Below are 26,112 nucleotides of genomic sequence, written 5' to 3' on the forward strand. Positions count from 1 at the left end.
ACGTATCGTATCATGTCGCCACACCCGGGTCAAACGACAAAGCCTCTGCGTATTGCCGAACACGCAGAGGCCCTTTAAGTTCGTCTTATTTTGCGGTAATAACCTTTTCGGACACGACTTGGTATCCCGAACCGTCATCCTGCTTCATCAGAAAGCGGACGACATACGTACCCGCATATTTGAAATCGTAGGTGAAATCTTTCGTCTTGATTCCGAAAATGTCCATATCGGACGGAAAATTCTTATCCGAGGAGTCGCGGGCGTCGATCAGCGTGGCTTCCCCGTAAGGATCGGTAATGGTGATCTTAAAAGCGGAAATAGACGTTTTCAGGCTGTCGATCTGGGCATAAACGAAAAATTTGTATTTGTCCTTGGGCACACTTTGGAAAGGAACGCTGTCCTTCATCGTCAACATGTGCACGTTGGGCTTGTAGATCGTCACTTTCTTCGTGTCGTTGTCCCAAGTAAGCATTGCCTGCATCGCGCCTGCGAACTTGCTGACCGCCAGGTAGGCTTTGTTGTCCACGATCAGACCGGCGTCGTCCAATTCTTTCTTATTGATCACGATCCTCACATTATCGGATACGGATTCCGCAAATACGGCCGTTCCGCAAACCAGCGTAAGGACCAGAGTCATCGTCGCAATTTTTTTCCACTTCATCGTCCCGCTACCTCCGTCGCTTTCTTGCTTCCCTGCTTTCTTGTCTGTACTTGGTTATACCGACATTCCAGCGGAAAGTTGCGCGGAGTTTGCGTTTTTTCGGTTACACGAACGAAACTACTTGCGGCCCGGCAATGTCAAGATGCAAGGAACACCCTCTCCGACCGCGCCCGGCACGCTCATTCTGGCCAAATACGCGAGTCCTCGCGCGCAAGGCGTCTTACAAACGGCGCACACGTCGGAGGTCACGATTTTCATCTGCGGCTGAACGCGGTCGGCGGCAATTTGCTTTTTCTTCTTTTTCGGTTTGGCGGACATCCCATTCCCTCCCGTGTGAAAACGGTTTTCGTCTTCACAGCCTATGCCGGGAGACACCGCGTGGTTCCAAGGGGAGCCGCCTTTTATCGCGGGGTAAATTTATGGTACATTGATCAAGAATGCCCGGCCTATAACAGGCCGCCGCTTGCCAAGGAGGTCATGGTGTGAAATTGCAGATGTTAGGTACCGGAAGCGCCTTCGCCAAAACGTTCTATAACAACAACGCCTTATTGGAGATCAACGGACGAACCCTCCTGTTGGACTGCGGCATCACCGCTCCCCGGGCTTTATACGAACTGGGCAAAACCTTCGATGAGATGGATGCCGTCCTCATCACGCATATTCACGCCGATCATGTGGGCGGTCTGGAAGAGTTCGCTTTTCAAATGAAGTTCGTTTACCGCCGCAAGCCGATTCTCTACATTGCCGACACGCTGATCGAACGTTTATGGGAACATACGCTCAAAGGCGGTTTGCAGCAGGACGAGAACCGGACGCTGGACGACTACTTTGAGGTGCATCCACTGAAGGAAAACCAGCCTGCCGAATTGCTTCCCGGATTAAGTGTAGAATTGTTGAGAACCCCGCACATTCCGAATAAAGCGAGTTATTCGTTGCTGCTGAACGAAACGTTCTTTTATTCCGCCGATATGGTGTTCGACGGAGAGCTGCTGGAACGGTTAGTAAGCGAGCGCGGCGTCAGTCTCATTTTTCACGATTGCCAGCTTCACCCGCCCGGGGTTGTTCATGCGGACTTGCCGAACCTGCTTACCTTGCCGGAACGGATCCAGGAGATCGTTTACTTGATGCACTACGACGACAATCAGCCGGAATTTGCCGGGCGCACCGGACGAATGAAATTTGTGGAGCAGCACAAGGTGTACCGCATCGAGAACGGAAAGCTGGTGTAACGGAACGGAATCCGTTATCATAAGAAAGAACTTGGGGGAAAGGACGTTGGAGCGTTGTTAACCACTTATATCATCGCAGGAGTGCTGATCATCCTGGTCTCCTGGCTGGTGCTCTGGGTCACCAAAAAGGCATATACCCGCAAGTGGGATGATGAGTAAGCCCGGCATCATTCGTTAAGGCTCCGGCTCTCCGGGGCCTTCTTTGCGGATATTAAGGCTGATCCGATGCATCGTCGTCCGGCGGCCACTTCACCGTTTTCCAGACATATCGCCGGTCATGCTCCGTTGTGTCTCTTTTCACGAGCCTCGCCACTCCGGCCAGCACGCAGCCCAGCAGCCCGAACAAGCCCAGCAGCCAAACCACCAAATAAACCGGTTCGTTCATCGGTTCGCCTCCCGCTTCCCATGCCGAATGCTACATTTGTACGCGGGGCGGGCCGGAAACATCACCGAAAAGGCCGAAAATCGGTTGACATCGGTTCGGGCAGTTGGTAGTATAACAAATGTCGCCCGCGAGATGACGAGAAGTACAAAACTTCCTCTTTACTTCAGGCGAGCAAGCCGCTATAATAAGTTCTTGTCGACACTATCCCATGATCTCATAGCTCAGCTGGGAGAGCACCATCTTGACAGGGTGGGGGTCGCAGGTTCGAACCCTGCTGAGATCACCATACATACAACCACGAGAAGCCTTGATACACAAGGCTTCTCTTTTTTTTCTGATTTATTTAAGATTTTTTATTCATGTTGTCGATTTTGATATTTCTTGTTCGTTGTATTTATATAGAGCTAAAAGGAACTTGACTCAAAAATAAGGAGGAAGATTTATGCTATTTATGTTGATTGTCAAAGCCTCAAAGAATTCGGAAGGCGGAAATCTCCCGAACTTAGAGCTCAATGAAGCCATGACGAAGTATAATGAGGAATTAGTTCAGGCAGGCGTGCGGGTTATGGCTAAAGGACTTCATCCAAGTTCAAATGGGATTCGCCTTTCGTTTCCGGAACCAGGGGGAAAGCCGGTGGTTACGGATGGCCCATTTACGGAATCGAAAGAATTGATTGCCGGTTTCATTCTGATTGATGTGAAGTCGAGGGAAGAAGCCATCGAGTGGGCCATGCGCATGCCGGACCCGCAAGGATATGGGGAAGGTCAGATTGAATTACGTCAAGTATTTTGAGGATACATACACGCAAAAACCCTTGATCATCAAGGGTTTTTTTGTTGTGTTTATGGCTTGCACAAATAGATCGGATTGGTAAGGCAGGTCATAAACTCCTGTTTCCATTCCGGTATGAATCGATAAGATTCTGCGCGATAAAACTTCCGATCTGCAGCCACTTGGAATACATAATCGACGTCGCCTTCTGCCGTCCATTCCCGCTCGACGCCCCGGTCGGACCATAACAATACCCTGTCCCCATTGGCGTGCCGTACCTTCATGGTCAGTTCGAGATGCTGTGTTTCCGGAACGGTCAACATGTCGCCGATCCCGGCGCCGCCCGCAGCCAGGTCGATGAATGTGTCGTCCGAATCGCAAGACAGGATGACGCGGCCGCGCCTCAGACCGTCCAGAATGCCGCCGGTTGTCTCGCTCTCCGCAAGTACATACGTCGTTGGTCGTCCGTGCTTTACATACGGATGAGGAGAATGGGTATCACTGCCGCCGATGGCCGTGATTTGAAGACCCGTACTCAACTGTTCCTGCCACCACTTGACTGCCGCCGCGTTAATCGGACGCCAAGGCCCGTTCCAAACCTCGATCGCGTCATAAGGAACATCGAAGCCGAATTCCCAGGGACAATCCGTACAGAACGGGTGGTTCAGCGAGACGAAAGCCCCTTGTTCCGCCGCCTTCCTGAGCGCGGACGCAGCTTGTTCGGACGTCAAGACGCGAAAATCGTCGAGCGCATCGGGATGGCCGAGCAAGTTGGCGTGCCCTTTGTAATTCGTCAATTCCACGCCGGGAATGAGTACCAGCTGCTCTTCGGCGGCAAAGGTCGTCCGATTTTGCGAGGCGGTATTGTGATCGGTCAAGGCAAGAAACGAAAACCCTTTTTCCTTGCAAATGGAGATCGCCTCGTATATGGCGTACGTGCCGTCGCTGTGCACGCTGTGTGTATGCAAATCGCCTTTCATCCAGCGTGAGTGCTTGTAGACCAGCTGAATTTCCAGCCGTATCGAACATCCGGCAGCCGGAATACGGTAGGCGCCCAGCATAACGGCCCAATCCCCTTCCGCGATCGGTCCCGCCAAGTAACCCGGCGTCGCCTTCTCCAACCCGACAAGGAACGAATCCCGCGCGCCGCCGCTCCAGCCGACGATGCGTTCGGGCGATCTTAGCCCGATGTCGACAACGGTTCCTCCCCCGGAACGTTCGTATGTATATCGAACCTCAATCCGTTCTACCGGTCCGCTGACCGTGAAAGGCACTTCCGGATACGTTCGCTCTTCTTCTTTCGAAATATGAATCTGCTGAATGATCAGCAGATGATTTTGTTCCCGGATCTCCGTTGAGGTCATTTGCATTGCGCAGCCACCTTTCCTATTCTTTGTTGGCACCGAGCAGGATGCCTCTCATGAAAAACCGCTGCACGAACGGATAGATGGCGATCAGCGGAATGATCGTGATGAGAATGCCGGCCATTCGAACATTGGTCGTCACCAAATAAGTGCCGGACGTATTGGATGTGTCGATGATCATCGCTTTGAGCGCAATTTGGAGCGTATATTTGGCGGTATTGTTAATGAACAAAAGCGCTGAGGAGAAATTGTTCCAGCGGCTTACGAATTCGAACAACGTCACCGTGGCCAGTCCTGCCGTCGCGAGCCGCATATACATAGTCGAGAAAATGCGGAATGCCCCCGCTCCGTCGATTTGGGCGGATTCCGCCATTTCATACGGAACGCTCAAGAAAAAATTGCGCATGAGCAGGATGGAAAATCCCGACACGAGTCCCGACAGCACAAGCGCGTTCAACGTGTTGATCAAATGCAGCTCTTTATTTACGACGTAAAGAGGAATCATGACGACATCCTGAGGAATCATCATGGTGAGAAGCACAAATGTGACCATAATTTTTTTGCCCGGCAGATGGGGGTGAATCAACACGTAGCCCGCAAGGCTGGAGAGCAGCACATGCAGCGTCGTTCCGGTTACAGTGACGACGACGCTGTTCCGGAACGGAAGCCATAAATCGAGGCTGTTCCATACGATCCGGAAGCCCTCAGTGCTGAATTGTTTCGGGAAAAGAATGATGTCCGGCCGCATGGACGCCATGCCGGAGGAGAAAGCCAGCGCGGCGACGTTGAGCAGCGGAATGATCATCGTCAGCATCAAAACGAGCAGAAATCCGGCATTGACAGCGTCGAACAGCTTGTTTTTCCAACCCATACGGTCATAACGTTCTCTACTCATCGGGCATCACACCTCATCGAAGCGAGTCAATTTTCTTACCGCCATCGTAATCAGCAACGTGAACAGGACGACGAAAAAGCTGGCGGCGGCCGCCACGCCGATACGAATTTCCATGATCCCCTTCTGGTAGGTGTACATCATCAACACATCGACTTTTCTTGCAATCGCGGGGTTCCGCATAACAAAAACCTGATCGAAGATGCGAAAAATACCCATTGTATTCAGCAGAATGACGACCTTCATTGTGTTCATCAGCTGAGGTACTGTAACAAATCGAACTTGCTGCCAACGGGTAGCTCCGTCCATTCGTGCAGCCTCATACAACGAAGGATTGATCCCCACAATGCCGGCCAGAAATAAAATGCAGTTGTATCCCATGTCCTTCCAAACGGCGGATCCGATCATAATGCTGCGTGCCCACGATTCTTGGGACAAGAAATGAATGGGTGAATGTCCTGTCAGCTTTACGAGCAGCAAATTGACGAGACCGGTGTCGGGGGAGAGCAGAAAGATCCAAATCCCTCCGACAACGACCCAGGACAGCAAATGGGGAATGTATAAAATCATTTGCGCTGTTTTCTTATACCAATTTTGCAGCACCTCGTTCAAAGAAAGGGCCAGAATCAGCGGAGCAAGAAAACCGCAAATCATAATGCCTGCCCCGATCCACAATGTGTTCCAGAATGACCGCCAAAACATCGGATCATGCAGCACCGTCTCAAAGTTGTGGAAACCGATGTAAGGACGGTTGCCCATCAGCCTGTAATCCTGAAAGCTTACTTGCAGCCCTTTAACCAGCGGGTAATATGCGAACAGGATGAAGTAGGCGACGACAGGCACCATCATGAGGTAGAGCACCGCATGCTTCCTTATCGCATTCATGTTTTCATCACGTCCCTGTCGTCCGGCAGACGAAAACACGAGCGGGGAAAACTGTCCCCCGCCCGCTGATATCGTCCGGCAGCTTGGATTAGTCGATCAGATTGGCGGCTTTTAATTCTTTCTGCATAGCGGCAACGGCATCTTTGGCCGGCATTTGGCCGGACATGGCTTTCAAGGCGTAATTTTGCAAAATTTTCTCGGCGTCCGGCCAACCCGGTAAAGCGAGCTCCAACGTCGCGTATTTCGTCGCCAAATCCTGCGCTTCTTGCACGCCTGGAAGCTTTCCGAATGGCGGCTCTACTTTCGTGTTGTACCAGAACGGAACGCCGTGGTCCAAATTGTGCGCTTTACCGTTTTCGGTCAGCGTATAGGTTCCGTTGCTTACGGTGTAGTCCTCGCCCTCGATACCCAAGCTGCCCAGAATTATGCCTTCCTGGCTGTGCCAGAACTCTAGAAACTTCTTTGCCGCTTCCGGATGTTCGGCATTGGCCGGGATGAACCAGAAATCCGGGTCGCCGCGGCGCATCAGAATCGTGCCGTCCGGACCGGGAATACTCTCGATGCCCTTGGCCACAAACTTCGTGTTCGGATCTTCCTGCTTCTTCAAGTTGTTGAACATACCTACCCAAGCGTCCCAGTAAGTGACCATTCCCACGCGGTCAGTAAGGAACAAATTGCGCATTTTGGCGGTATCGTTCGTCACGAAGTTCGGGTCCATGATGCCTTCCTTGACCAGTTTGGCAAACCATTCATACATCGGAATCGCCGCATCGGTCGCGTAGGGGATCGTCCGTTTCCCATCCTTCATGACATAGCGGGCCTTCAATCCGGCTGCGCTCATGATGCCTTGGATTTCATACAGACCCGCCGTGCTGAGGCCGTACGTGTCAGCCTTACCATTTTCGTCCGGATCCTTTTCTTTGAACGCCTTCAGTACTTTATACAGTTCATCCAGCGTCTTCGGCTGCTGCAACCCCAGCTTATCCATCCAATCCTGCCGCACGATCGGCATAGTAGCACCTTGGAATTTGGAGAAAACACCGTAGATTTTGCCGTCTTCGGTCTTCAGCAAATCCCATTCTGCAGAAGGAATGACGGCCGGGTCGGACAGCATCGATGACGAGGTGACGAAATCCGTCAAATCCGTGACGACCCCTTGGCTGATGAAATTCCTGAATTTGGCGAGGTCGCTGATTTCCATTAAATCGTATTTTTCGCCCGAGCTGAGCGCCGTGAGCTGCTTTTGGTCGTAGTCGCTTGCGGGCTTCTCAAGCGTTACTTCGAAACCGGTGCGCTTGCTGAGTTCTTGTTGGAACAGCGCAGTTTCTTCCGGCGTTTTGCCGCCTACGTTGGCAGCCAAGATGCGCAGCTTCTCGGGTTGTGCGCTGGGTTCCGCAGAGGACCCTGCCTCCGTGCCGGTTGGTGACGGTGCCGCTGGGGACGGCGAGGCGTCGGAATTGTTATTCTTGCTGCTGTTGCTGCATGCGGACAAAAGAATCGTTACGGCGAAAATCGCTGACAACAATGCCGTAAATTTCACTTTCATGTGCGAAGGCCTCCCTATTTCATGAAAGTTTTCCGTTGCGTACAGGAACTCCGGATGACCATTTCCGTCGGTACGATTGCTCGTTTGACGGTTTTCGTTTCTTTGGACAGCTGCTCAAGCAGGATAACCGCCGCTTCTCTCCCCAACTGTTCAGCATGCAGACGAACCCCTGTGAGAGGAGGAGTGAACTCGGGAGAATACGTCGAATCGTCGCTGAAAGCGTATACAGAAAGTTGATCGGGTATCGTCATACCCAGGTGTTCCGCCGCTTTGTACACGCCCAGGGCCATCGTGTCGGTATCTGCGATCACGGCGGTGATCTCCGGCATCTCTTGCAGCGCCTTCATCGTCGTTTCGTACCCGAATTCATTCGACGGACGATAAATATCCGGTTTGAATACGATCTGCTGATGCGTTTCGGGAATGCCGGCTTCCCGGCAAGCGCTGCGAAATCCGAGCTCGCGATCTCCGGCCACAGTCCGGTGCTTAGGCGCGTTAAGAAATAAAAGATTGCGGTGTCCGAGTTCCAGCAAGTAACGCGTGATCTGTTCTGTCATGCCCACATTGTCGTTATCTACATAAGAAACTTTGCTTTCGTATTGCGACGACGGTCTGCCGACCAGCACGATCGGCACCTGTCCATGAATCCGTTCCATAATCCGCGGATCTTCGTTTTCGGGATCGAGCATGATTTCTCCGTCGACAGGATCCGATACCCAGTGCTCAACCTGGCTCAAGTAAGAAGGCGGGAGCGAATTGACGAGCAGACGGTATCCATGCCGGTAGCAAACCCCTAGCACACCATTCATCAGCGAAAGATGGAATTGGCTGAATTTGAACTGCTCGCCTGGGATATTCAGGCCGAGAATCTTAGTTGATTTGTTCGCCAGACTGCGGGCCCAGTAATTCGGCTTGTAGTTCAACTCCTTCGCCGCGGCCAGCACGCGTTCCGACACTTCTTTGCTGATCGGGCGCTTCTTGCTGAACACGCTCGATACGGTTCCTTTCGAAACGCCGGACGCTTTCGCTACATCCTCAATGGTGGACATGGGCAGGCAAACCTTTCGATAAAGTGTTAAAGCGGTTTGACAAAGCGATCACCCTTCAACTGTTTTTTGCTTGCGGTCCCCCCCTCCAAAACAACCATTTGTTTCGTTATGCGTGCTGAATCGAGATTAAACCGGTTTACTATTACGGGTATTATCAAGGTGTTTGTTTTATGTAAAGAAATGATGCAAACAAATAAAGACCCTGGAGAACGGCACTTTTCAGGAAAGTGTCCGATTCCAAGGTCCAGAAGCGAAGAGCTCTTCACCGCGACAAGTTTAGGAAGCTTACCAATTTCAGATGCTGGATATTCCAATGAACCGTGCTTTGATCCGCTGTGACCAATTCCGCCGTGTTGTTATCGATATTCTTTAAACAACCGATTTTGTCCGGCTCGTGGCCGAGATCGAAAACGACGATTTGCCCCTTCATTTTCTTCAATGTTTCTTCAAAACTGTTGGCCAGCTTTAATGAGGATGGCTGTGCAGGCAGAACGTCAGGAGTTAATGAATATGGGGCGTGATTTTCCGGATAAGGGATGAGCCATTTCATATGAAGCATCGGAACAAATAAAGTACGGTGAACTGGAGAATGAAGCACAAAATAGTTGCTCATGACATTCGTTACGTAACCGTAGACGGATTGATGGCCGGTCACGATTTGAACGAACATGCCTCGGGCTTTCATTAATATTTTCCGGTAAGACAGCTCACTTTCTTTGTTCAATTGCCTCTGCGCCGTTTCATTCATCGAAATTTCCGCGGTACTGTTCAACTTCATCTTTAGAATATGGACGTAAGGAATATAAACGTATTGGCTTCCGTCATAGATGACCACCACGTCGAGACCGTAATCAATGAGGATGCCGACCCATTCGATATTGCCTGATATATGCAGTTCAACCGGGTTTCCGATCATGCTGCTTAAGAGCTCCAAGGCCCTGACCTCCCTTGCATGGGATGCACTTTACGAAAACATAATTCCACGAATCACCACGATGGCATACCTTTGCCCTGCATGGTAAAGTTCACTCCCACTATATGCGGCCAATAGATGGCTCGATTGAAGCGAAGGCCTAAACTTTGAAATTCCCGCGATTAAGGGAGAAGGGATTTGGCCGTCGATCTCGAATCCACTCTTATTCTCTACGCAAAGGCTGGGACAAGCATATGTCTGCAGATGACCGTTACCTGCTTCGCAATCAACTTATGGATGCCATCCCCACGATTCTGGAAACTCATTTTCGTTCCGTTTCCGAACAGAGCCAAGAAAATGAATTGTTCGTCGCTGCGAACCGATTGATTCTTGAACCCCACTTCGAAAATATGATCGCGGGTATCGTGGACGCTTTATTTCTAGACCTTTCCGAGTATCGCCGGTATCTGGAAACCATAGCGAATGAAGGCTTCCAAGAAGGAGTCATCTCGGTTCAAATGCTCGGACGGAACGTCGCACTTATGCTGGAATTAAGCCAAAATCTGCACACGACCATTCAACATCGGCTGTTCGCCGTGATCGAAGAAACCGTGGACGAATCCACGGTTCGTCTCATGTTGTACGAGCGAGTGGTCATGTGCTGCTGGTCCCGATTTACCGCATTTTCCCGCAGTTATTTTGTCGCTATGGATCAAAAAATCGATTATCTGCATGCCCAAAAAGTGTCGGTCATGGGACATATGGCGGCAGGTATGGCGCATGAAATTCGGAATCCTCTTGCCTCCATCAAAGGATTTGCCCAGCTGCTCAAAAACAAATTGCAGCAGCCTGGTGCCAATATCGACGAAATGGCACAGTATCTCAATTATTGTATCGACGAAGTCGATTCGATCAACGGCATTGTATCCAGCTTTCTTCTTCTCGCCCGAAAAAATGAAACCCCGATGAACAAAGAAACCGCGGTGAACCTGAAAGAGGTGGTGGAGCGGGTTACCGTGATTACTAGACAGATGGCGGCCGACCGCGATATTACGCTTACCGTTCGGATTCCGAACGAAAACCTGGCGGTGCTGGGGATTGCGTCCCAGTTAGAACAAGTGTGCCTGAACATTGTGAATAACGGCATGGATGCGGTATCCAAGGGGGGCCATATTGAAATTGCAATCGAGCTCGATCCTTCTTCCCGGCATATCATTCTCTGTTTCCGCGACAATGGCCAAGGGATGACGAAGGACATTATCGACCGTGTCTTCGATCCTTTTTTTACAACGAAAACAACCGGGACAGGGATCGGCCTTGCGATTTGCAAGGAAATCGTCGAACAGCATCATGGAACAATAGCAGTTGAATCAGAGGCTGGCGTCGGAACGTGCGTCAAAATCAACATGCCGAAACATTCCGGCTGACTTGGTGCAACCTTTTCCAGATCTCGTGCGTCACAGAGGACGACAGCGGTAAAACTTCCGCAAATACTTAAGATGAGGAGGATATTTACGATGAAATGGCTGAAAAGCAAACCGCTCATGCTGCTGCTTCTCATCGCGTCTCTGTGCCTGTCGCTGGCCGGATCGGCGTATGCGTTCAGCGATGTGGGCAAAGATCCGGAAAAGGCTTCGATCGAGCAGTTGGAGAAGATGGGGGTGATTTCGGGGGACGGTAAAGGGAAATTCGCGCCGGGAAAAGCGATGAACGTGGCGAGTGCGGTAACGCTCATCGTGAAAGGGCTGGACCTGAATATCGACAACTTGAGGTTCATCAAGGCGCCGGAAGCCAGCGATTACTTCACCCAGGTGCCGAACAAAGCCTGGTATGCCCAAGCATTCGTCATTGCCCATCTTAACGGCTTGGATCTGCCGAAAAATATGGATCCGAAAGCCAATGCCACGCGTGAGCAGTTCACCTACTGGCTGTACAAGGCGATTTTGACAAAAGGAGAATACGCTTGGATCCAGATGTACATGACTTTCAATGACGAAAAATCGGTGAATCCTGCTTATATGGAAGCCGTTCAGAGACTGCTGATATCCAAAATCGCCAAGCTGGACGCGAAAGAGAATTTCCGTCCTAAAGCTGCGATCTCACGCAGCGAAGCGGCCGGCATGGTTCACCGAGCCATCCAGTTCGTCGCGAACACGCAGCCGATTCCGCCTGTGAATCCGGAGACAACGGTTTTGAGCGATATCAAATTAACTACGGAAAAAGTGAGCGACGACCTTCTGAAGGTGACGGTCTCCGCTATGGCGCCACATCCGGGCTATGGCATCGACATCTCGAGCATCCGTTTCATCGGCGATCAAGCGATCGTGAATTACCGCCTGATTTTGCCGGACCCGGCGGCCTTCTATCCGCAGGTCATCACCGAGGTGAAAGCTTCGGCCTACGTCTCCTCCAAATATAAGCCCGTGCTCGGCGAACAAGAGCCGGCTGAGACAGCTTTGACGAAGCACCCGATTCGCAATCCGGATGGAACGTCGGGCGGGACAGGCACGACAGACGGATCTCCTTCCGGTAAATAAGTGGAATCATGGCGGAGGCGCAAAGCCTTCGACGCTAAAGCCTGTTGCCCCTTCCGGCAACAGGCTTTGCAATTGCCGCAGCAAGGCGTCCGCCGCTTCGGGCGTGTACCAATCGCTCCAGCCAGCCTGCTCGTATGCTTCCGGCATGCGGAGCGAACGGCTGCGCCTCCCTTCGCTGCCGTCGCCGCGGAAATAGTCGTCCACGATCACTCGGGGAGCAGTGCCGGCAAGCAGCTTGGCGAAGCCCGGTGAGTGCGGCAGCAGCGGGGATACCGCAATTTGTGTAGCGATTCCCGCTTCGCGCAATTGCGCTAGAGCCTTCAAACGAGCCGCGAAAGGCGGAGCCGAAGGGGTTAACCGGCGGCGGACGTCCTCACGGTCGCTCTCCACCGTCATGCTGACGCGAACATGTCGCCCCAGCCGCTGCAAGACGTCGATGTCTCTGGCGACCAGCGGACTTCTGGTTTGCAGCAGCACAAAATCCGGCGGCTCGTCCGCCATCGCTTCCAGCAAGGTACGGCTGAGCTTCACGCTCGCCTCGAGCGGTTGATACGGGTCCGTCGCCGATGAGAAAAACACGGTGACGGACCCTTTGGCTTTCGCTTTGCGTAGTTCTGTCTGCAGCCGCTTCGGATCGCCTTTTTTAGGCTCCGCCCACGTGCCCCAAGGCTCTCCTCGGAAAAGAGCGACCGGCAGTCTGCGAACGTAGCAATAGGAACAGCCAAACGAGCAGCCGGTGTAAGGGTTCAGCGTATGCGTGTAACCCGATAAATAACCTGTAGCCGGCGTTAACCAGCGGGTGCCGCTCATACACCGGTCCTCCTATTTAGGGCAAATCGGGAATTTGCCAGTCGATCCCGGTCTGTCCTGTAGATTCAAGAAATTCGTTCGCCTGGGAGAACGGACGGCTGCCGAAAAAGCCGTTATGCGCGGATAACGGGCTTGGATGTGCCGACTCAATGAGGAGATGACGGTCCGGTTGGATGAGCGCCGCCTTCTCCTGGGCATGTCTCCCCCATAACAGAAACACCGTCGGCCGTTCCCGCTGACCGAGTGCGGCGATGATGCGGTTCGTGAAATTCTCCCACCCCAGCTTGCGGTGAGAGTTCGGCTTCCCTTCCCGCACGGTCAGCACCGCGTTGAGCAGTAGCACCCCTTGCTTCGCCCAGTGCTCCAGGCAGCCATGATTCGGAATTTTGCACCCCAGGTCGTTGTGTAATTCTTTGAAAATGTTTTGCAGAGACGGCGGTTTTCGGACTCCGGGTTGCACGGAAAAGCTCAACCCGTGGGCCTGACCCGCTCCATGATAAGGGTCTTGTCCGAGAATGACCGCCTTCACCTGCTCAAACGGCGTCCATTTCAGCGCCTGAAAAATGTGGCTTCTGTCCGGATAAACGGTATGCGTCCGGTACTCCTCTGCCAGCCGATCCATGAGCTCCTGATAATAGGGCTGCTGCATTTCCTCCTGCATCACTTGCTGCCAGTCGTTGGGCAGAACGGCCGGTATCATCCTGTCATCCCCTTAAATTCATGCTTCAAAATGGAGTACAAATACGAGTCATGCCACTGTCCTTTATGCCACATATGCTCCCGGAGATGTCCCTCATATTTCATGCCGGCTTTTTGCATCACTTTCTCGGAACCGATATTGGCAGGACGGCAGGTGGCATACATGCGATGTAAACCCAGCTCGCCGAAGCCGAATTTCAGCAAAGCGGTTGCAGCCTCGAAAGCGTAGCCTTGTCCCCAGTAGTCTGCGTGAAAACAATAACCCAATTCCGCCTGCAACGGTTGTTCCACATGCAGCCCGCAGCCGCCGATCAATCGGCCCGTTTGTTTCAATACTACAGCCCACTCGTAACCTGCTCGCGGAATTTGCAATTGCATGTTCAGACAGCGCTGAATGTGATCTTGGGTGTCTTGCTCACTGTTCGGTCCCCATATCATATACCGGACAACATTCGGATCCGACGCGTACGCATGTATCGCTTCGAAATCTTGGGCCTTCACTTCCCGAATCAACAGCCTTTCGGTTTCAAGCTGCACGAGGTCCCCTCCTTACTGGCTTGTTATATGTAATTAGTTTAAACGATGATTAACCAATTGGAAAAACAAAATTCCCTGCCGGGCATGCGTGAGCTATTTTGTTCGCGTACCGTTCTGCAATTGTATTTCGCCAATTTACAGCGAAGAATTCGCCTTGAACCGATTTGTAGTTCTATTTTGCCAAATTGGAGAGCTGCTTTGAGGGGCGTGTGCCCGAAATGGCCCTGTAATTTCGCAAAATACAATTACAGCATCGTCGTAGACCTATATCTTATTTTTAGCTTGGCAAAATGAAACTACAGTCCACCTCCTCTCGCGTTTCCTCTGCGCACTTAGACGTTATCGAGCGGAACGGCAGGACTTATGACAAGAATAGGGGGAACTGTACTTTGGTGCTTAGCGGTAGGGGACGGGTTGGGGGACGGGTTGGGGGACGGGTTGGGGGACGGGTTGGGGGACGGGTTGGGGGACGGGTTGGGGGACGGGTTGGGGGACGGGTTGGGGGACGGGTTGGGGGACTTTACTTTCAAAAAAAGCCTGGAGAAGGCCGGTAACGTCCCGGCCTTCTCCAGGCAATAGCCAATATGAGATTACACGACTCGGCTCAGGAAATGGTCCAGAAACCGGACTGCGTCCACTTCGAGACCTACGTCCATGTTAGGCCCGGACGCGGGCTTGCTTCTCCGGTCGCCGACGGTGCGGCCAAGCGAATGAACGCCTTCTACATCCACCTGCACGTGCATCGGAACGGTCCGAATGAAGCTCGGATCGATCGCCACGCCTACCGCCAGCGGATCGTGCAGCGCGCAGCCGCCGATGCCCGGATTGAACCTTTCGTACGCGTCGATGTAGAAATCCGTCATATCGGCTAAAAATCCGCCCAGCTGGCCGCCTTTCTCCCGCCAGCCTTGCAGCTCGCGGCGCGGCAGCAGCGTCTGCATCGTCACGTCCAACCCGACCAGCGTAATCGGAATGCCCGAGCGGAACACGAATTCCGCTGCTTCCGGATCGGCATAGATGTTCGCTTCGGCGGTCGGCGTGACGTTGCCGGGCACGGTTACCGCGCCGCCCATGATGACAACCCGGTCGACGAGCTCGACAAGCTCGGGCGCGCTCATAATGGCAAGCGCCAGGTTTGTCAGCGTGCCGACCGTGACGATCGTCAGCTCCTTCGGCCGTTGCCTTGCCTGCTCCACGATGAAGCCGGCGGCATGTCCGTTCAGCGCGCTTCGGGCCGGTTCGCCGGACAGCGTATTCCCGATACCGTCATGGCCATGGATATGGACCGTATTGCCTTTCAGCGGAAACCGGAACAGCGGCTTGCCCGCGCCCGGGATGACCGGCACCTCGCTATCCAGATGCTCAAGCACGATGAGCGTGTTTCTCGTCGCCTCTTCCACCGTGACGTTGCCGAAGCAAGTCGTAATGCCGAGCACCTCAAGCTCCGGCGAATGAATCGCGTAAGCGATGGCAAGTGAATCGTCAATTCCCGTATCAACATCCAAGATGATGGGCTTCAACCTTATTCCTCCTTTTCATCAGTTCCGGCATCGCAACGCCGAGCAAAATCACGACAACGCCCGTCCATTGCAGAGCGGATACATGCTCTTGCAGGACCAATGCCGGCATCATGACCGCCACCGGCAGTTCGGCCGCGCTCAGGATCGAGGCGAGGCCTCCCCCGGTATTGGGCGTCCCGACCGCAAAACAAATTTGCGGGATGACGATGCCGAACAATCCGAGCAGCAGCCCCCAATACCACAACCCGTCGGCCAAAGCCCCATTGACGAGAAAGGCCGGGGGGTAGACGACAGCGACCACTGCGGCGGATATGGCGGCATTGATCGCGCTTCGGGTTACGGGGGCGACCTGCACGGCGGCTTTGCTGCTCCACGTAATAAAGATTGTATAGAATAAGGCCGATAACAGCCCGAACACGACACCCAGCGGCTTCAATTGATGAAGGGTGCCGCCCGCGATGCCTCCGGCAAGGACCGTTCCGGCAAGCACGAACGCCAAGGCGATCAGCTTCTCTTTCTCCGGCATCCGGCGCCGGAGCGCGGCTTCCGCCAGCACGCCCATCCAGGTGAACTGAAACAGCAGGACGATCGCGATCGACGCGGGCACATAGCGAAGCGAATTGTAGTATAGAATGCTTGTCGCGCCGACAGATATCCCGATGGGCAGCAAGGCCACCCATGTTTTGGCGGTTACCCCTTTGAACATCGGCACCGCGGATTTCCGTCCGATCAACGCGAGCAGAAGCAGCAGCAATACGAGTCCGAACGCCGCTTGGCTGCCGGCGACTTCATTCGGGGTAAAGCCCATGCGGTACGCCAGCTTCACGAAGGTCGACAACACTCCGTAGCTGACGGCTCCAAGCAAGATGACGATTACCGACCTCATTGCGCCGACGGTGCTCCGGACGCGAGGACGTCGATGAACCGGCTGAGAAACCGTTCCGAATCGACCGATACGCAGACGGACGCGTTGACTGCGTAATCCGGCTTTCCGCGCAAGTCTCCGATCGTAGCTCCAGAGCTAAGCTCGCCCTTCGTCTCGATTTTGACCGCGAGCTCTTCCGTCCCGACAAGCGTCGGATCGCCGGCGACCGCGACCGCCAGTAGGTCGTGAAGCGGAGAGCCGTAAAATCCGTTCTGCTTCTCGTATGCGGAGAAATAATAAGCCAATATTTGCTCAATGAATTCGGCCGTTCGTTCGCCCGCCGTACCAGCTTTTCGTTTCACGAGCGCCACGTGCTCCTCCTTCATGACCGTCTGCATCGTGACGTCGAGGCCGACCATCGTAATCGGCATGCCCGACTCGAATACGCGGTGAGCGGCTTCGGGATCGCCCCAGATGTTCGCTTCCGCGGTCGGCGTTACATTCCCCGGCGCCCGCAGCGCACCGCCCATCAAGACGAGACGGTTCACTTTCCCGGCAATGGACGGGTCGATGGCGAGTGCATGCGCCAGATTCGTCAGCCGGCCGACGAATACAAGCGTCAAGTCCCGGCCAAGCTCGTTGATTTTGCGCACAAGGTATTCGGCGGCACGCCCTTCGGCCGCCTGCCGGGACGGAGGCGGCAGCCGGAAGCCGCCTAGTCCATTGTCGCCGTGAATATGAACGACCGGCCCCTCCCATTTGCGCACCAGCGGACGATCCGCGCCTTTGACAACCGGAACGCTTGCCGGTGCGCCCGCGAGCTCCAGCACCTGCAGCGTATTGACGGTTGCTTGTTCCACGCTCACGTTGCCGAACACGGTCGTTACGCCTTCCAGCTGGATGTCATCGGATTTCACCGCGTACAGCAAAGCGAGCGCGTCGTCGATGCCCGTATCGACGTCGAGAATGATTCGGGTTGCGGACATGTTGTCACCTTCTCAGTTGTAGTTTTGGATCGTGTCGACGAGCATGGACCAGAACTTGTCCCGGTCGAGCTTGAGCGCAACGTTAACGTTCGGCTCCCGGCCGGTTACGCCGAGCAAATCGATGACGGTCATTCCGTAGCTGAATTCGCCTTTCGTCTCCACGTCGACGCGCAGCTTCTTGCACTCGAACGCGGTCGGATCGATGCAATAGGCCACGCAGCAAGCGTCGTGAATCGGCGCGCCTTCGAAGCCGAATACTTCCCGGTACGTTCCGCTGAAGAAGTCGAGCAGCTCCGCGATAAAACGGGCCTGGCGGTTGCCGACCGCCATGATGCGCTCCTTCACCTCGTCAGTCGCGACCGCCTGATGCGTCAGGTCGAGACCCATCAGCGTGATCGGCACGCCGCTCTCCATCACGACCTTGGCGGCTTCGGCGTCCACGTAAATGTTGAACTCTGCCGCCGGCGTCTTGTTGCCGAACGTGCCGCCGCCCATGATGACGATTTCCTGGATTTTGCCGAGTATCGCCGGTTCCTTGCGCATCGCCATGGCGATGTTCGTCAGCGGGCCGACCGGAACGAGCGTAATATCGCCTTCCGACGCCATCAGCGTACGAATCAGATAATCGACGGCATGCTCAGAGGTCGCGCTCTTCGTTGGCTCAGGCAGAAGCGGACCGTCCATGCCGGACTCGCCGTGAATGTCGGGAGCGGTCTCCCGGACGCGTACGAGCGGCTGGCCGGCGCCTTTGGAAACGGGAACGTGAGGGATGCCGGCAATCTCGCATACTTTGAGTGCATTGACCGTCGTCTTCTCCACTTCGGCGTTGCCTGCAACGGTGGTGATGCCGACCAGTTCGATCCGCGGGTTAGCGGCGGCGAGCAGAATGGCGATCGCGTCGTCGTGACCCGGGTCGCAGTCGATGATGATTTTCCGTTTGTTGTTCGTGTTCATAGTTCGGTTCCTCCCTTTAGGACGCTTGCGTAAGCAGCTTTCTTTTTTTGCGGACGGCGAAAATGACGAGCGCGACAATCGTGACGACATACGGGATCATCTGGATGAACTGGCTCGGCACCTGGCTGCCCGGCGTCGTCTGCACGATCGTCGTCACGGCGCTGGCGAGTCCGAAGATGAGCGAACCGAAGAAAATGCCGACCGGGTTCCGATTGCCGAGCAGCACGACGGCAAGGGCCAGGAAGCCGGTGCCCGCCGTCATGTCCTTCACGAACATGCTGGTCATGCCCATCGACATGTACGCGCCGGCCAAGCCGGAGAACACCCCGCTCCACGCGAGCGCCGAATACTGGACCCGTCCTACCGGAATCCCGAGCGATTTCGCCGCGGCTGGTGCTTCCCCTACGGAGCGCAAGTGTACTCCGTATGGCGTACGGTAAAGCAGCACGAAGCAGAAGACGACGGCAATCAGCGAAATCCAGACCATCAGATTGTGCCCGCTAAGCAGCTTGCCGAGTACCGGGATGTCCTGAATGCCCGGAATGACGACGTTCGGGATCGGGTTCAAGTTTTCAGGCGAGTAGTTGCCGGTCAAGCCGTAAATCTTGCTCATCAGGAACACCGTAAAGCCGGATCCGAAAATGTTGACAGCGAAGCCTGCGATAATGATATCGACCTTCAGCTTGATCGAGAAAAAACCCATCACGTAGCACATCGCGACGGAAGCCGCAACGCCGGCGATCGTGCCGATCACCCAGCTGTCCGTCGCCGCTCCGACCGCGATCGAGGTGAACGCCGAGAGGAGCATCAGGCCCTCCAGCCCGATATTGATGACGCCGGCGATATCGGAAATCAACCCGCCCAGGGCGGACAGCAGAATCGGCGTCATGAGGCGCAGCAGCACGACGATTAACGTCAAGTCCGCGATTTGGGTCCACAGTGCTTGCCACATTTATTTCACCGCCTTTTGCCGGGTGGCGTATTTTTGCTTCAAAAAGGCGAATATCGCTTGCGACGAGACGAGCAGGACGAGCATGACCTGAATGATGACGGCCACTTCGCGCGGCATGTCGCTTCCGACCTGCATCGTCTGCGCGCCGACCTGGATATAAGCGTAGAACAGCGCCGCGATCAGAACGCCGACAGGATGGTTGCGGGCGAGCAGCGCGATGATGATCCCATCAAAGCCGAGTCCGGCCGAGAAGTTGTCCTTGTACGTGCCGTGGACGCCCAATATTTCCACGATGCCGGCCAGCCCGGCCAGCGCGCCGCCGATCATGATGCTCGAGATGATGACCCGGTTTGTGTGGATCCCGCCGTAATCCGCGAACCGGCTGTTCTTGCCGACGAGCCGCAGCTCGTAGCCGACCTTCGTCTTATACAGCAGCAAGTAGACAACGACGACGGCGAGCAGCGCCAGCACGAACCCGGTGTGCGCCGGAAAGCCGGGAATCGGCTTCTTGAGCAGCAGATCGGGGCTGATATACGGCATCCGCGCATAACCGCCGCTTGCCGGATCTTTGAACACGTTGTTCACGAAATAGGATGTCGCCAGAATCGCAACGAAGTTGAGCATCAGCGTCGTCACGACTTCGTTGGCGTTCCAGTACGCCTTGAGCCATCCGGCAATGCCTGCGAAAAGCGCGCCTCCGGCCATCGCACAGACGAGAATGAGCGGAAAATGAATCCATGCCGGAAGCCCGTGAATATTTACGGCGACGAGTGCACCCAGGAACCCCCCGGCGTACAGTTGTCCTTCCGCGCCCATGCTGAACACGCCGGACTGGAAAACGACGGCGAGCGACAAGCCGGTAAAGATGAGCGGAACCGCCTTATTCAGGATGGTGCCGATATTGAACAGATTCGATACCGGGTCGACGATCAAGGAGGACAAGGCGGTGAATGGTTCCGCGCTTGTCGCCAGGATGACGGCGAAGCCGCACAATAGGGCGATGACGATCGCGAACGCGATGCCGGCCAATTCCAAATAGATCGCTTTTTCCGTTTTCATTGCGCCGCCCCCTCCTTTTCCCGATGTTTTTTGCCCAATCCGAGCATATAATACCCGATGTTTTCCTCGGTCAGTTCGGGCGTATTGTCCAGCACGGCGACAATCTCGCCTTCATAAATAACGGCGATCCGGTCGCTCAGCGCCATCACTTCAGACAGCTCGGCCGACACGAGCAGCACGGCCGCGCCGCCGTCCCGCCTCTTGATGATTTCACGGTGAATGAACTCGATCGCGCCGATATCGACGCCCCGCGTCGGCTGCGATGCGATCAGCAGCTTCGGATTTTTCGAGAGCTCGCGGGCGATGACGACCTTCTGCAAATTCCCGCCCGACAGTGAGCCGGCCAGCACCTCTTCGTTCTGCGCCCGCACGTCGAAAATCTCCATCATCACTTTGGCGAATTGCTTAATTTTCTTTTTATTAAGAAATGGTCCCCGCTTGAATTCCGGATTCCGATAATGGTCGAGAATCAAATTTTCCGCAATCGTGGACGTCAAGCTGGCCCCGGTCGTCTGCCGGTCTTCCGGCACATGGCCGATCTTCATCGCCCGGATATTGGCTACGCTCTTGCCGACCAATTCCTTGTCAAGGTAGCGGATCGAACCGGATGTTGCCCTGCGCAATCCCGTGATCGCCTCGACCAACTCCGTCTGACCGTTACCTTCCACACCCGCGATTCCAACGACTTCTCCGGCCCGAATGTCGAGAGATATTCCGCGAAGCGCAGGGGCGCCTTTGTCGTCGACGGAATGGAGATCCCGGATCGACAACACGGGTTCCTTCGGCTCGGCGGGCTGCTTCTCCACCCGGAACAGCACTTCGCGGCCGACCATCAGCCTCGAGATTTGTTCCGGATTCGTCTCCTTCGTGTTCAAGGTGGCGATCGTCTTCCCCGCCTTAATGACGGTTACCCGATTCGAGATTTCCATCACTTCGCGTAATTTATGCGTAATGAAAATGATTGTATAGCCCTGCCCGACCAGCGCCTTGATGGAAGCGAACAGCTCGTCCGTCTCCTGCGGCGTCAGCACGGCCGTTGGCTCGTCCAGAATGATGAGCCGGGCGCCGCGGTACAGCACTTTCAAAATTTCGACGCGCTGTTTCTGCCCGACCGGGATCGTCTCCACCCGCGCATCCGGATCGACCTTCAATCCGTACGTTTCGATGAGCTTGACGATTCCCCGCCGTTCTGTGGCGCGGTCCCGGAACATGGACAGCGGGCCTTTCTTTGGTTCTTCGCCTAGAACGATGTTCTCCGAGACGGAGAGCGACGGCGCCAGCATGAAGTGCTGGTGCACCATCCCCATCCCTTGTTCGATCGCGTCCTTCGGCCCCTTGAACGAGACCGGCTTGCCTTTATATTCGATCGTTCCGCTTGTCGGCGCTTCCAGGCCAAATAATATTTTCATCAACGTCGACTTGCCGGCCCCGTTCTCACCGACCAGCGCATGAATTTCTCCCTCGTATACGGTGAGATCAACCCCTCGGTTGGCGGCAGTCCCATTCGGATACACCTTATGAATGTCCTTCATTTCCAGCAAAATGGTCATCTTGCCACCCCGATTCTGGAGATTGAGAGGGGTGAAAATCGATTCACCCCCATTCTTCGTTATTTCAAAATCGATTTGACTTGGATTTCGCCGCTTGCCAATTTGTTCTCAATGTCGGTCATTTTGTCCTGAATCGATTTCGGCACATATTTGGCATACAAATCGTCCTTAGAAAGCCCGATGCCGCCTTCCTTCAGTCCGAGCACTTCATTCGTGCCGAATGCCAATGTGCCTTGCTGATACAGGCCGAGCGCGCGGACGACGGATGCGTCAATATTCTTCGCCATCGAAGTCAGCACGTTGCCCGGGTACAGAGGGTTCTGGTTGCCATCGACGCCGATCGAGTATTTGCCGACATTCTTGCTCGCTTCGAGCGCACCCAGACCGGCGCCGCCCGCTACTTGGTAGACGATGTCTGCCTTTTGCGTATTGAATTGAGAGAGCGCCAGTTCCTTGCCCTTCGGCGCATTGGCGAAATCGCCGATATAAGAGGCGACGACCTTGACGCCGGGGTCGATATAATGCGCCCCTTGCTCGTAGCCCGCTTTGAAATCATTGATGATCGGAATGTCCATGCCGCCGACGAATCCGATCACTTTGTCCGGATTGGCCGCCTTCAGTTCCGTGTTTTCCGTGACGAGCGCCGCGAACGCCCCGGCCAGGAAGGAGCCTTCGCTTTGGGAGTACAGCATAGAGTAAACGTTCGGCATGCCCTCGATGACGTCATCGAAGAAAATAAACTTCTCGTCCGGGTAACGGGCCGCGATATCTTTGACGATATCGATCATTTGGCTCGTGCCTACTACGACAACGTCGTATTTTTTGCTCGAGACGAGCGACTCCAGTCCGGCCGCCCAGTCGGCCTGGTTCGTGCCGCCTTCGACGGATTTGACGTTGATGCCGAGCTCTTTCCCTGCCTTTACCATGCCCCGCTGCGCGGAATCGAAGAACCCTTTGTCGCCGAGCGTGCCGTTCACGTAGAATACCGCGTTGATTTTTTTCCCGGCGGGCGCGTTTGCGGAACCTCCCGGGGCGGGTGAAGTATTATTATTGGCCTTTCCGCACGCGGAAAGGACCAGGACGATGGAAAGAAGCAGTACACTGAGGACCCAACCTTTTGCTTTGTACATTTGAACTTCCCCTCTCAGATGTGGTCGTAACTGGTTTTATTTCGGTTGCTTCATGAACGATTCGACTTCCGCCAATTCGGGCATCGAAGCTTGCGCGCCCGCCCGGGTAACTGCAATCGCGCCCACCGCGTTGGCAAACCGGGCCGCTTCGATGACGTCCTTCCCCGCGACAAGCGCCGCACCTACCGCTCCTGCGAATGAATCGCCGGCCGCCGTCGTGTCGACGGCTTCGACGGAGTATCCCTCCACATGGAAGGTTTGATCCGGCTTGACGACGACGACGCCTTTGCCTCCGAGCTTGGAAAACACGTTCTTTACCCCTTTGCCCATCAACACAGCGGCCGCACGAATAGCGGACGGTTCGTCGAACACCTTAATGCCCGTAAGCTCCGCGATCTCGCTCTCGTTCGGGACGATGTAGTCCACCATTTTGAGCAGTTCGTCGGGCAAAGGCCGGGCGGGAGCGGGATCGAGCAGTACCGGCACCTTGTGAAGATGGGCGATCTCCACCGCTTCCATAACGCTCTCGAGCGGAATTTCCAACTGCACCATCAGCAGCTTGGCCTGACGTATCAGCGCTTCGTATCGGCGTACGTCCGCCGTCGTGATCGATTCGTTAGCCCCGAGAGCGACGATAATGCTGTTGTCCCCCTCCGGATCAACGGAAATGAGGGCGATCCCCGACGACTGCCCGGGCAGCGCCTCAACGGATGACATATCAACTCCTATCCGTTGAAGATTGCTCCGAAGCTGCTCTCCGAATACATCCGCGCCAACTCGGCCGATCATCGACACGGAGGCGCCAAGCCTCCTGGCGGCGTAAGCCTGATTGGCTCCTTTCCCGCCCGGACTCATGAAAAAATTGTTCCCGAACACCGTCTCGCCCCGGTTCGGCCTGCGGGCAACCTTGACGGTCATATCCATGTTCAAGCTTCCGACGACGACAATATCTGAACCCATGCGTATTTCCCCCCCACTCGTTCTTGCTTCTCTAGGACAGGCGGCGTCCGGACAGATCCCCTCACCCCCTTCCCGTACGGGTCGTGCCTCTGGCTGCCAATGAGACGTCGAATTCAAATATAGGATGCTCTTCCATCAGCCCTTCAATTTTCTTAATCAAAATTCGAGTCGCCATCATCCCGATGTCGTAAATGGGCTGGACGATCGTCGTCAGTTCCGGCTCCGTAAGCGCCGCCATCTGGATACCATCGAATCCGCATATCGCCACTTGGTCCGGAACGGAAACTCCGAGCATCTTCAGCTTTTTCAGCGCGCCCAGCGCCATCAAGTCGTTGCCGATAAACAATCCGTCGATGTCCGGATGTCTGGACATCAGCTTCTCCACCGCGTCCGCTCCTCCTTCGATCGTAAAATAACCGGGCTCCATCATCGTCGGCGTGTACCATGGGAACGATCTGACCGCTTCCTCGTAGCCCATGACCCGCTCTTTCGCAACAATCATTTCTTGCGGACCGTAGATGTGGCCGATTTTCCGGCATCCGACTTCCAGCAAGTGGCGGACGGCGAGCTGGGCGCCTTCGCCGTTCTTGGAGCGGACGACCGGGCATATCACTTTGGCGGGCGAGCGGTCCAGCATGACGATCGGGATTTTCGCTTCGCTCATCGATTCCAAATCGCGGGCGTTCAGCGTATGAGAGACGAACAGAATCCCGTCCACATACCTTTGGCGCATCACTTGCATGTACCCGCGCTCCTTATCCGGCTGATTGTCGGAGTTGCAGAGGAGAACCGTATAGCCGTACGTGCGCGCCACATCTTCGACCGCTCTCGCCAGTTCGGGAAAGAAGGGGTTCGAAATGTCCGGCAGCACGAGCGCCAGCGTACCGGTCTTCTTGCCGGCGAGACCGCGCGCGATCGTATTGGGCTCGTAGTTTAGCTTGCGAATCGCGGCCTCCACCTTCAACTTTGTCTCTTCGTTCACGTAACCGCTCTTGTTCAGCAACCGGGAAACGGTCGCTATCGAAACGCCCGCAAGCTTCGCAACATCGCGTATAGTGGCCAATATGCACCTCCATGTCCGAAAAAAAGGTCAGATATTCCAATGTGTAACCGGTTACACATGGTGGATTTAGGAAGGACCAAGCTTGTGAATGCGGAAAGAAACACACATCCGGCTGGTCCTTTTCGTTCATGTGTAACCGTTTACACATTGTTGATGTTTTTATCATAACGCGATTGCACGAGCTTGTCAATATGTGTCGAATAATCTCGAAATATGTCGAACGAAAAAATCCCTTCTTCGGCTTGATGGAGCAAGTTCCGAAAAAGGGATTTCCTATATACATTCGTATTCCTGTGAGAGCTTAAGGCAATTCATCCATTGTCGTTGCTTATGTATGTGGTGCCGAGGACGGGGGTCGAACCCGTACGGTGATCACTCACCCCAGGATTTTAAGTCCTGTGCGTCTGCCAATTCCGCCACCCCGGCATGGAACAAAACCTAATATAGCACGTCTTCCGACGTTTATGCAACCCTAAAAAAAGGCATGCTAAAAGAGAAAAACACCGCTCAGGGCAGTGTCCGGTCTTGCCTAGGTTATGTATCGCGTAATGGTCATGGTTGGTGGGCCCTGAGGGACTCGAACCCCCGACCAATCGGTTATGAGCCGACAGCTCTGACCAACTGAGCTAAGGGCCCTCGTCTCGGTCCCGAGATAAGGTTGGTTGCGGGGGCAGGATTTGAACCTGCGGCCTTCGGGTTATGAGCCCGACGAGCTACCGGACTGCTCCACCCCGCGTCATTATCATATGCGCTTCAACAGCGACAAAAATGAGTATACACCAGGAACGAGCCTG

At 54.6% G+C, this 26,112-nt stretch carries 26 protein-coding genes and 4 tRNA genes; 5 read left to right on the plus strand and 25 right to left on the minus strand.

Annotation, left to right across the window (positions count from 1 at the left end; translation table 11 throughout):
* Nucleotides 1-85: 85 nt before the first annotated feature.
* A complete protein-coding gene (locus tag E5161_RS05285) occupies nucleotides 86-661 on the minus strand; it encodes a stalk domain-containing protein (RefSeq protein ID WP_136776674.1) in 576 nt (191 codons plus the stop codon).
* A gap of 117 nt (nucleotides 662-778) precedes the next feature.
* Nucleotides 779-979 carry a hypothetical protein gene (locus E5161_RS05290; protein ID WP_136776675.1) on the minus strand — a complete coding sequence of 67 codons (201 nt, stop codon included), beginning with the start codon at nucleotides 977-979 and terminating at the stop codon, nucleotides 779-781.
* Between the two features lie 176 nt (nucleotides 980-1,155).
* Between E5161_RS05290 and E5161_RS05295 the strand changes: the two genes are divergently transcribed.
* The gene (locus E5161_RS05295; RefSeq protein WP_136776953.1) at nucleotides 1,156-1,890 is read left to right on the plus strand and encodes an MBL fold metallo-hydrolase; all 735 of its coding nucleotides are present in this window, start codon (nucleotides 1,156-1,158) and stop codon (nucleotides 1,888-1,890) included.
* A gap of 211 nt (nucleotides 1,891-2,101) precedes the next feature.
* Here the strand turns inward: E5161_RS05295 and E5161_RS20685 are convergent, their stop codons facing one another.
* The gene (locus E5161_RS20685; protein ID WP_169306577.1) at nucleotides 2,102-2,275 is read right to left on the minus strand and encodes a hypothetical protein; all 174 of its coding nucleotides are present in this window, start codon (nucleotides 2,273-2,275) and stop codon (nucleotides 2,102-2,104) included.
* A 210-nt stretch (nucleotides 2,276-2,485) separates the two neighbouring features.
* Here E5161_RS20685 and E5161_RS05300 point away from each other — a divergent pair.
* A tRNA-Val gene (locus E5161_RS05300) sits at nucleotides 2,486-2,561 on the plus strand.
* Nucleotides 2,562-2,717: 156 nt separating this feature from the next.
* Nucleotides 2,718-3,068: a YciI family protein gene (locus E5161_RS05305; protein WP_136776676.1), complete on the plus strand. Its 351-nt coding sequence runs from the start codon at nucleotides 2,718-2,720 to the stop codon at nucleotides 3,066-3,068.
* Between the two features lie 50 nt (nucleotides 3,069-3,118).
* On the opposite strand, the gene E5161_RS05310 is transcribed toward E5161_RS05305, so the two are convergent.
* The 6 genes from E5161_RS05310 to E5161_RS05335 form a co-directional block, all read right to left on the minus strand.
* Nucleotides 3,119-4,417, minus strand: coding sequence for a CehA/McbA family metallohydrolase (locus E5161_RS05310; protein ID WP_136776677.1), 1,299 nt, complete (start codon nucleotides 4,415-4,417; stop codon nucleotides 3,119-3,121).
* 16 nt (nucleotides 4,418-4,433) lie between these two features.
* A complete protein-coding gene (locus E5161_RS05315; protein WP_246042105.1) occupies nucleotides 4,434-5,306 on the minus strand; it encodes a carbohydrate ABC transporter permease in 873 nt (290 codons plus the stop codon).
* A gap of 6 nt (nucleotides 5,307-5,312) precedes the next feature.
* Nucleotides 5,313-6,188 carry an ABC transporter permease subunit gene (locus E5161_RS05320; RefSeq protein ID WP_136776678.1) on the minus strand — a complete coding sequence of 292 codons (876 nt, stop codon included), beginning with the start codon at nucleotides 6,186-6,188 and terminating at the stop codon, nucleotides 5,313-5,315.
* An 88-nt stretch (nucleotides 6,189-6,276) separates the two neighbouring features.
* On the minus strand, nucleotides 6,277-7,734 hold the full coding sequence (locus E5161_RS05325) for an extracellular solute-binding protein (RefSeq protein ID WP_136776679.1): 1,458 nt from the start codon (nucleotides 7,732-7,734) through the stop codon (nucleotides 6,277-6,279).
* 14 nt (nucleotides 7,735-7,748) lie between these two features.
* Nucleotides 7,749-8,783: a LacI family DNA-binding transcriptional regulator gene (locus E5161_RS05330; RefSeq protein WP_136776680.1), complete on the minus strand. Its 1,035-nt coding sequence runs from the start codon at nucleotides 8,781-8,783 to the stop codon at nucleotides 7,749-7,751.
* Between the two features lie 262 nt (nucleotides 8,784-9,045).
* The gene (locus E5161_RS05335; RefSeq protein WP_136776681.1) at nucleotides 9,046-9,717 is read right to left on the minus strand and encodes a DUF2642 domain-containing protein; all 672 of its coding nucleotides are present in this window, start codon (nucleotides 9,715-9,717) and stop codon (nucleotides 9,046-9,048) included.
* Nucleotides 9,718-9,950: 233 nt separating this feature from the next.
* Here E5161_RS05335 and E5161_RS05340 point away from each other — a divergent pair, with 233 nt between their 5' ends.
* On the plus strand, nucleotides 9,951-11,123 hold the full coding sequence (locus E5161_RS05340) for a sensor histidine kinase (protein ID WP_136776682.1): 1,173 nt from the start codon (nucleotides 9,951-9,953) through the stop codon (nucleotides 11,121-11,123).
* A gap of 90 nt (nucleotides 11,124-11,213) precedes the next feature.
* Nucleotides 11,214-12,233 (plus strand): S-layer homology domain-containing protein, encoded by a 1,020-nt coding sequence (locus E5161_RS05345; RefSeq protein ID WP_246042106.1) that lies wholly within the window; start codon nucleotides 11,214-11,216, stop codon nucleotides 12,231-12,233.
* A 6-nt stretch (nucleotides 12,234-12,239) separates the two neighbouring features.
* Here E5161_RS05345 and E5161_RS05350 read toward each other — a convergent pair whose 3' ends face one another.
* The 16 genes from E5161_RS05350 to E5161_RS05430 all read right to left on the minus strand — a co-directional run bounded on the left by E5161_RS05350 (nucleotide 12,240) and on the right by E5161_RS05430 (nucleotide 26,054).
* On the minus strand, nucleotides 12,240-13,043 hold the full coding sequence (locus E5161_RS05350) for an SPL family radical SAM protein (RefSeq protein WP_136776684.1): 804 nt from the start codon (nucleotides 13,041-13,043) through the stop codon (nucleotides 12,240-12,242).
* Nucleotides 13,044-13,059: 16 nt separating this feature from the next.
* The gene (locus E5161_RS05355; RefSeq protein WP_425456459.1) at nucleotides 13,060-13,740 is read right to left on the minus strand and encodes a uracil-DNA glycosylase; all 681 of its coding nucleotides are present in this window, start codon (nucleotides 13,738-13,740) and stop codon (nucleotides 13,060-13,062) included.
* Nucleotides 13,740-14,279, minus strand: a complete 540-nt coding sequence (locus E5161_RS05360) for a GNAT family N-acetyltransferase (protein ID WP_136776686.1) — start codon at nucleotides 14,277-14,279, stop codon at nucleotides 13,740-13,742. Before E5161_RS05360 ends, E5161_RS05355 begins: the two co-directional genes overlap by 1 nt.
* 590 nt (nucleotides 14,280-14,869) lie before the next feature.
* Nucleotides 14,870-15,799, minus strand: a complete 930-nt coding sequence (locus E5161_RS05370) for a nucleoside hydrolase (RefSeq protein WP_136776687.1) — start codon at nucleotides 15,797-15,799, stop codon at nucleotides 14,870-14,872.
* The gene (locus E5161_RS05375; protein WP_136776688.1) at nucleotides 15,774-16,685 is read right to left on the minus strand and encodes an EamA family transporter; all 912 of its coding nucleotides are present in this window, start codon (nucleotides 16,683-16,685) and stop codon (nucleotides 15,774-15,776) included. Before E5161_RS05375 ends, E5161_RS05370 begins: the two co-directional genes overlap by 26 nt.
* A complete protein-coding gene (locus E5161_RS05380; RefSeq protein WP_136776689.1) occupies nucleotides 16,682-17,650 on the minus strand; it encodes a nucleoside hydrolase in 969 nt (322 codons plus the stop codon). Before E5161_RS05380 ends, E5161_RS05375 begins: the two co-directional genes overlap by 4 nt.
* Nucleotides 17,651-17,662: 12 nt before the next feature.
* Nucleotides 17,663-18,604, minus strand: a complete 942-nt coding sequence (locus E5161_RS05385; RefSeq protein WP_136776690.1) for a nucleoside hydrolase — start codon at nucleotides 18,602-18,604, stop codon at nucleotides 17,663-17,665.
* 16 nt (nucleotides 18,605-18,620) lie between these two features.
* The gene (locus tag E5161_RS05390) at nucleotides 18,621-19,556 is read right to left on the minus strand and encodes an ABC transporter permease (RefSeq protein ID WP_136776691.1); all 936 of its coding nucleotides are present in this window, start codon (nucleotides 19,554-19,556) and stop codon (nucleotides 18,621-18,623) included.
* Nucleotides 19,557-20,615: an ABC transporter permease gene (locus E5161_RS05395; RefSeq protein WP_136776692.1), complete on the minus strand. Its 1,059-nt coding sequence runs from the start codon at nucleotides 20,613-20,615 to the stop codon at nucleotides 19,557-19,559.
* Complete coding sequence (locus tag E5161_RS05400) at nucleotides 20,612-22,165, minus strand: ABC transporter ATP-binding protein (protein ID WP_136776693.1); 1,554 nt, start codon at nucleotides 22,163-22,165, stop codon at nucleotides 20,612-20,614. The genes E5161_RS05395 and E5161_RS05400 overlap by 4 nt, the downstream gene beginning before the upstream one ends.
* 59 nt (nucleotides 22,166-22,224) lie before the next feature.
* Nucleotides 22,225-23,295 (minus strand): BMP family lipoprotein, encoded by a 1,071-nt coding sequence (locus E5161_RS05405; RefSeq protein ID WP_136776694.1) that lies wholly within the window; start codon nucleotides 23,293-23,295, stop codon nucleotides 22,225-22,227.
* A gap of 36 nt (nucleotides 23,296-23,331) precedes the next feature.
* Nucleotides 23,332-24,255, minus strand: coding sequence for a ribokinase (rbsK, locus tag E5161_RS05410; protein WP_136776695.1), 924 nt, complete (start codon nucleotides 24,253-24,255; stop codon nucleotides 23,332-23,334).
* 61 nt (nucleotides 24,256-24,316) lie between these two features.
* Complete coding sequence (locus E5161_RS05415) at nucleotides 24,317-25,318, minus strand: LacI family DNA-binding transcriptional regulator (protein ID WP_136776696.1); 1,002 nt, start codon at nucleotides 25,316-25,318, stop codon at nucleotides 24,317-24,319.
* Between the two features lie 337 nt (nucleotides 25,319-25,655).
* A tRNA-Leu gene (locus tag E5161_RS05420) sits at nucleotides 25,656-25,744 on the minus strand.
* 133 nt (nucleotides 25,745-25,877) lie between these two features.
* Nucleotides 25,878-25,954, minus strand: a tRNA-Ile gene (locus tag E5161_RS05425).
* A 23-nt stretch (nucleotides 25,955-25,977) separates the two neighbouring features.
* Nucleotides 25,978-26,054, minus strand: a tRNA-Met gene (locus tag E5161_RS05430).
* Between the last annotated feature and the right edge of the window lie 58 nt (nucleotides 26,055-26,112).

The sequence above is a fragment of the Cohnella pontilimi genome, assembly GCF_005049045.1.
GTDB classification, from domain to species: Bacteria; Bacillota; Bacilli; order Paenibacillales; family Paenibacillaceae; genus Cohnella; species Cohnella pontilimi.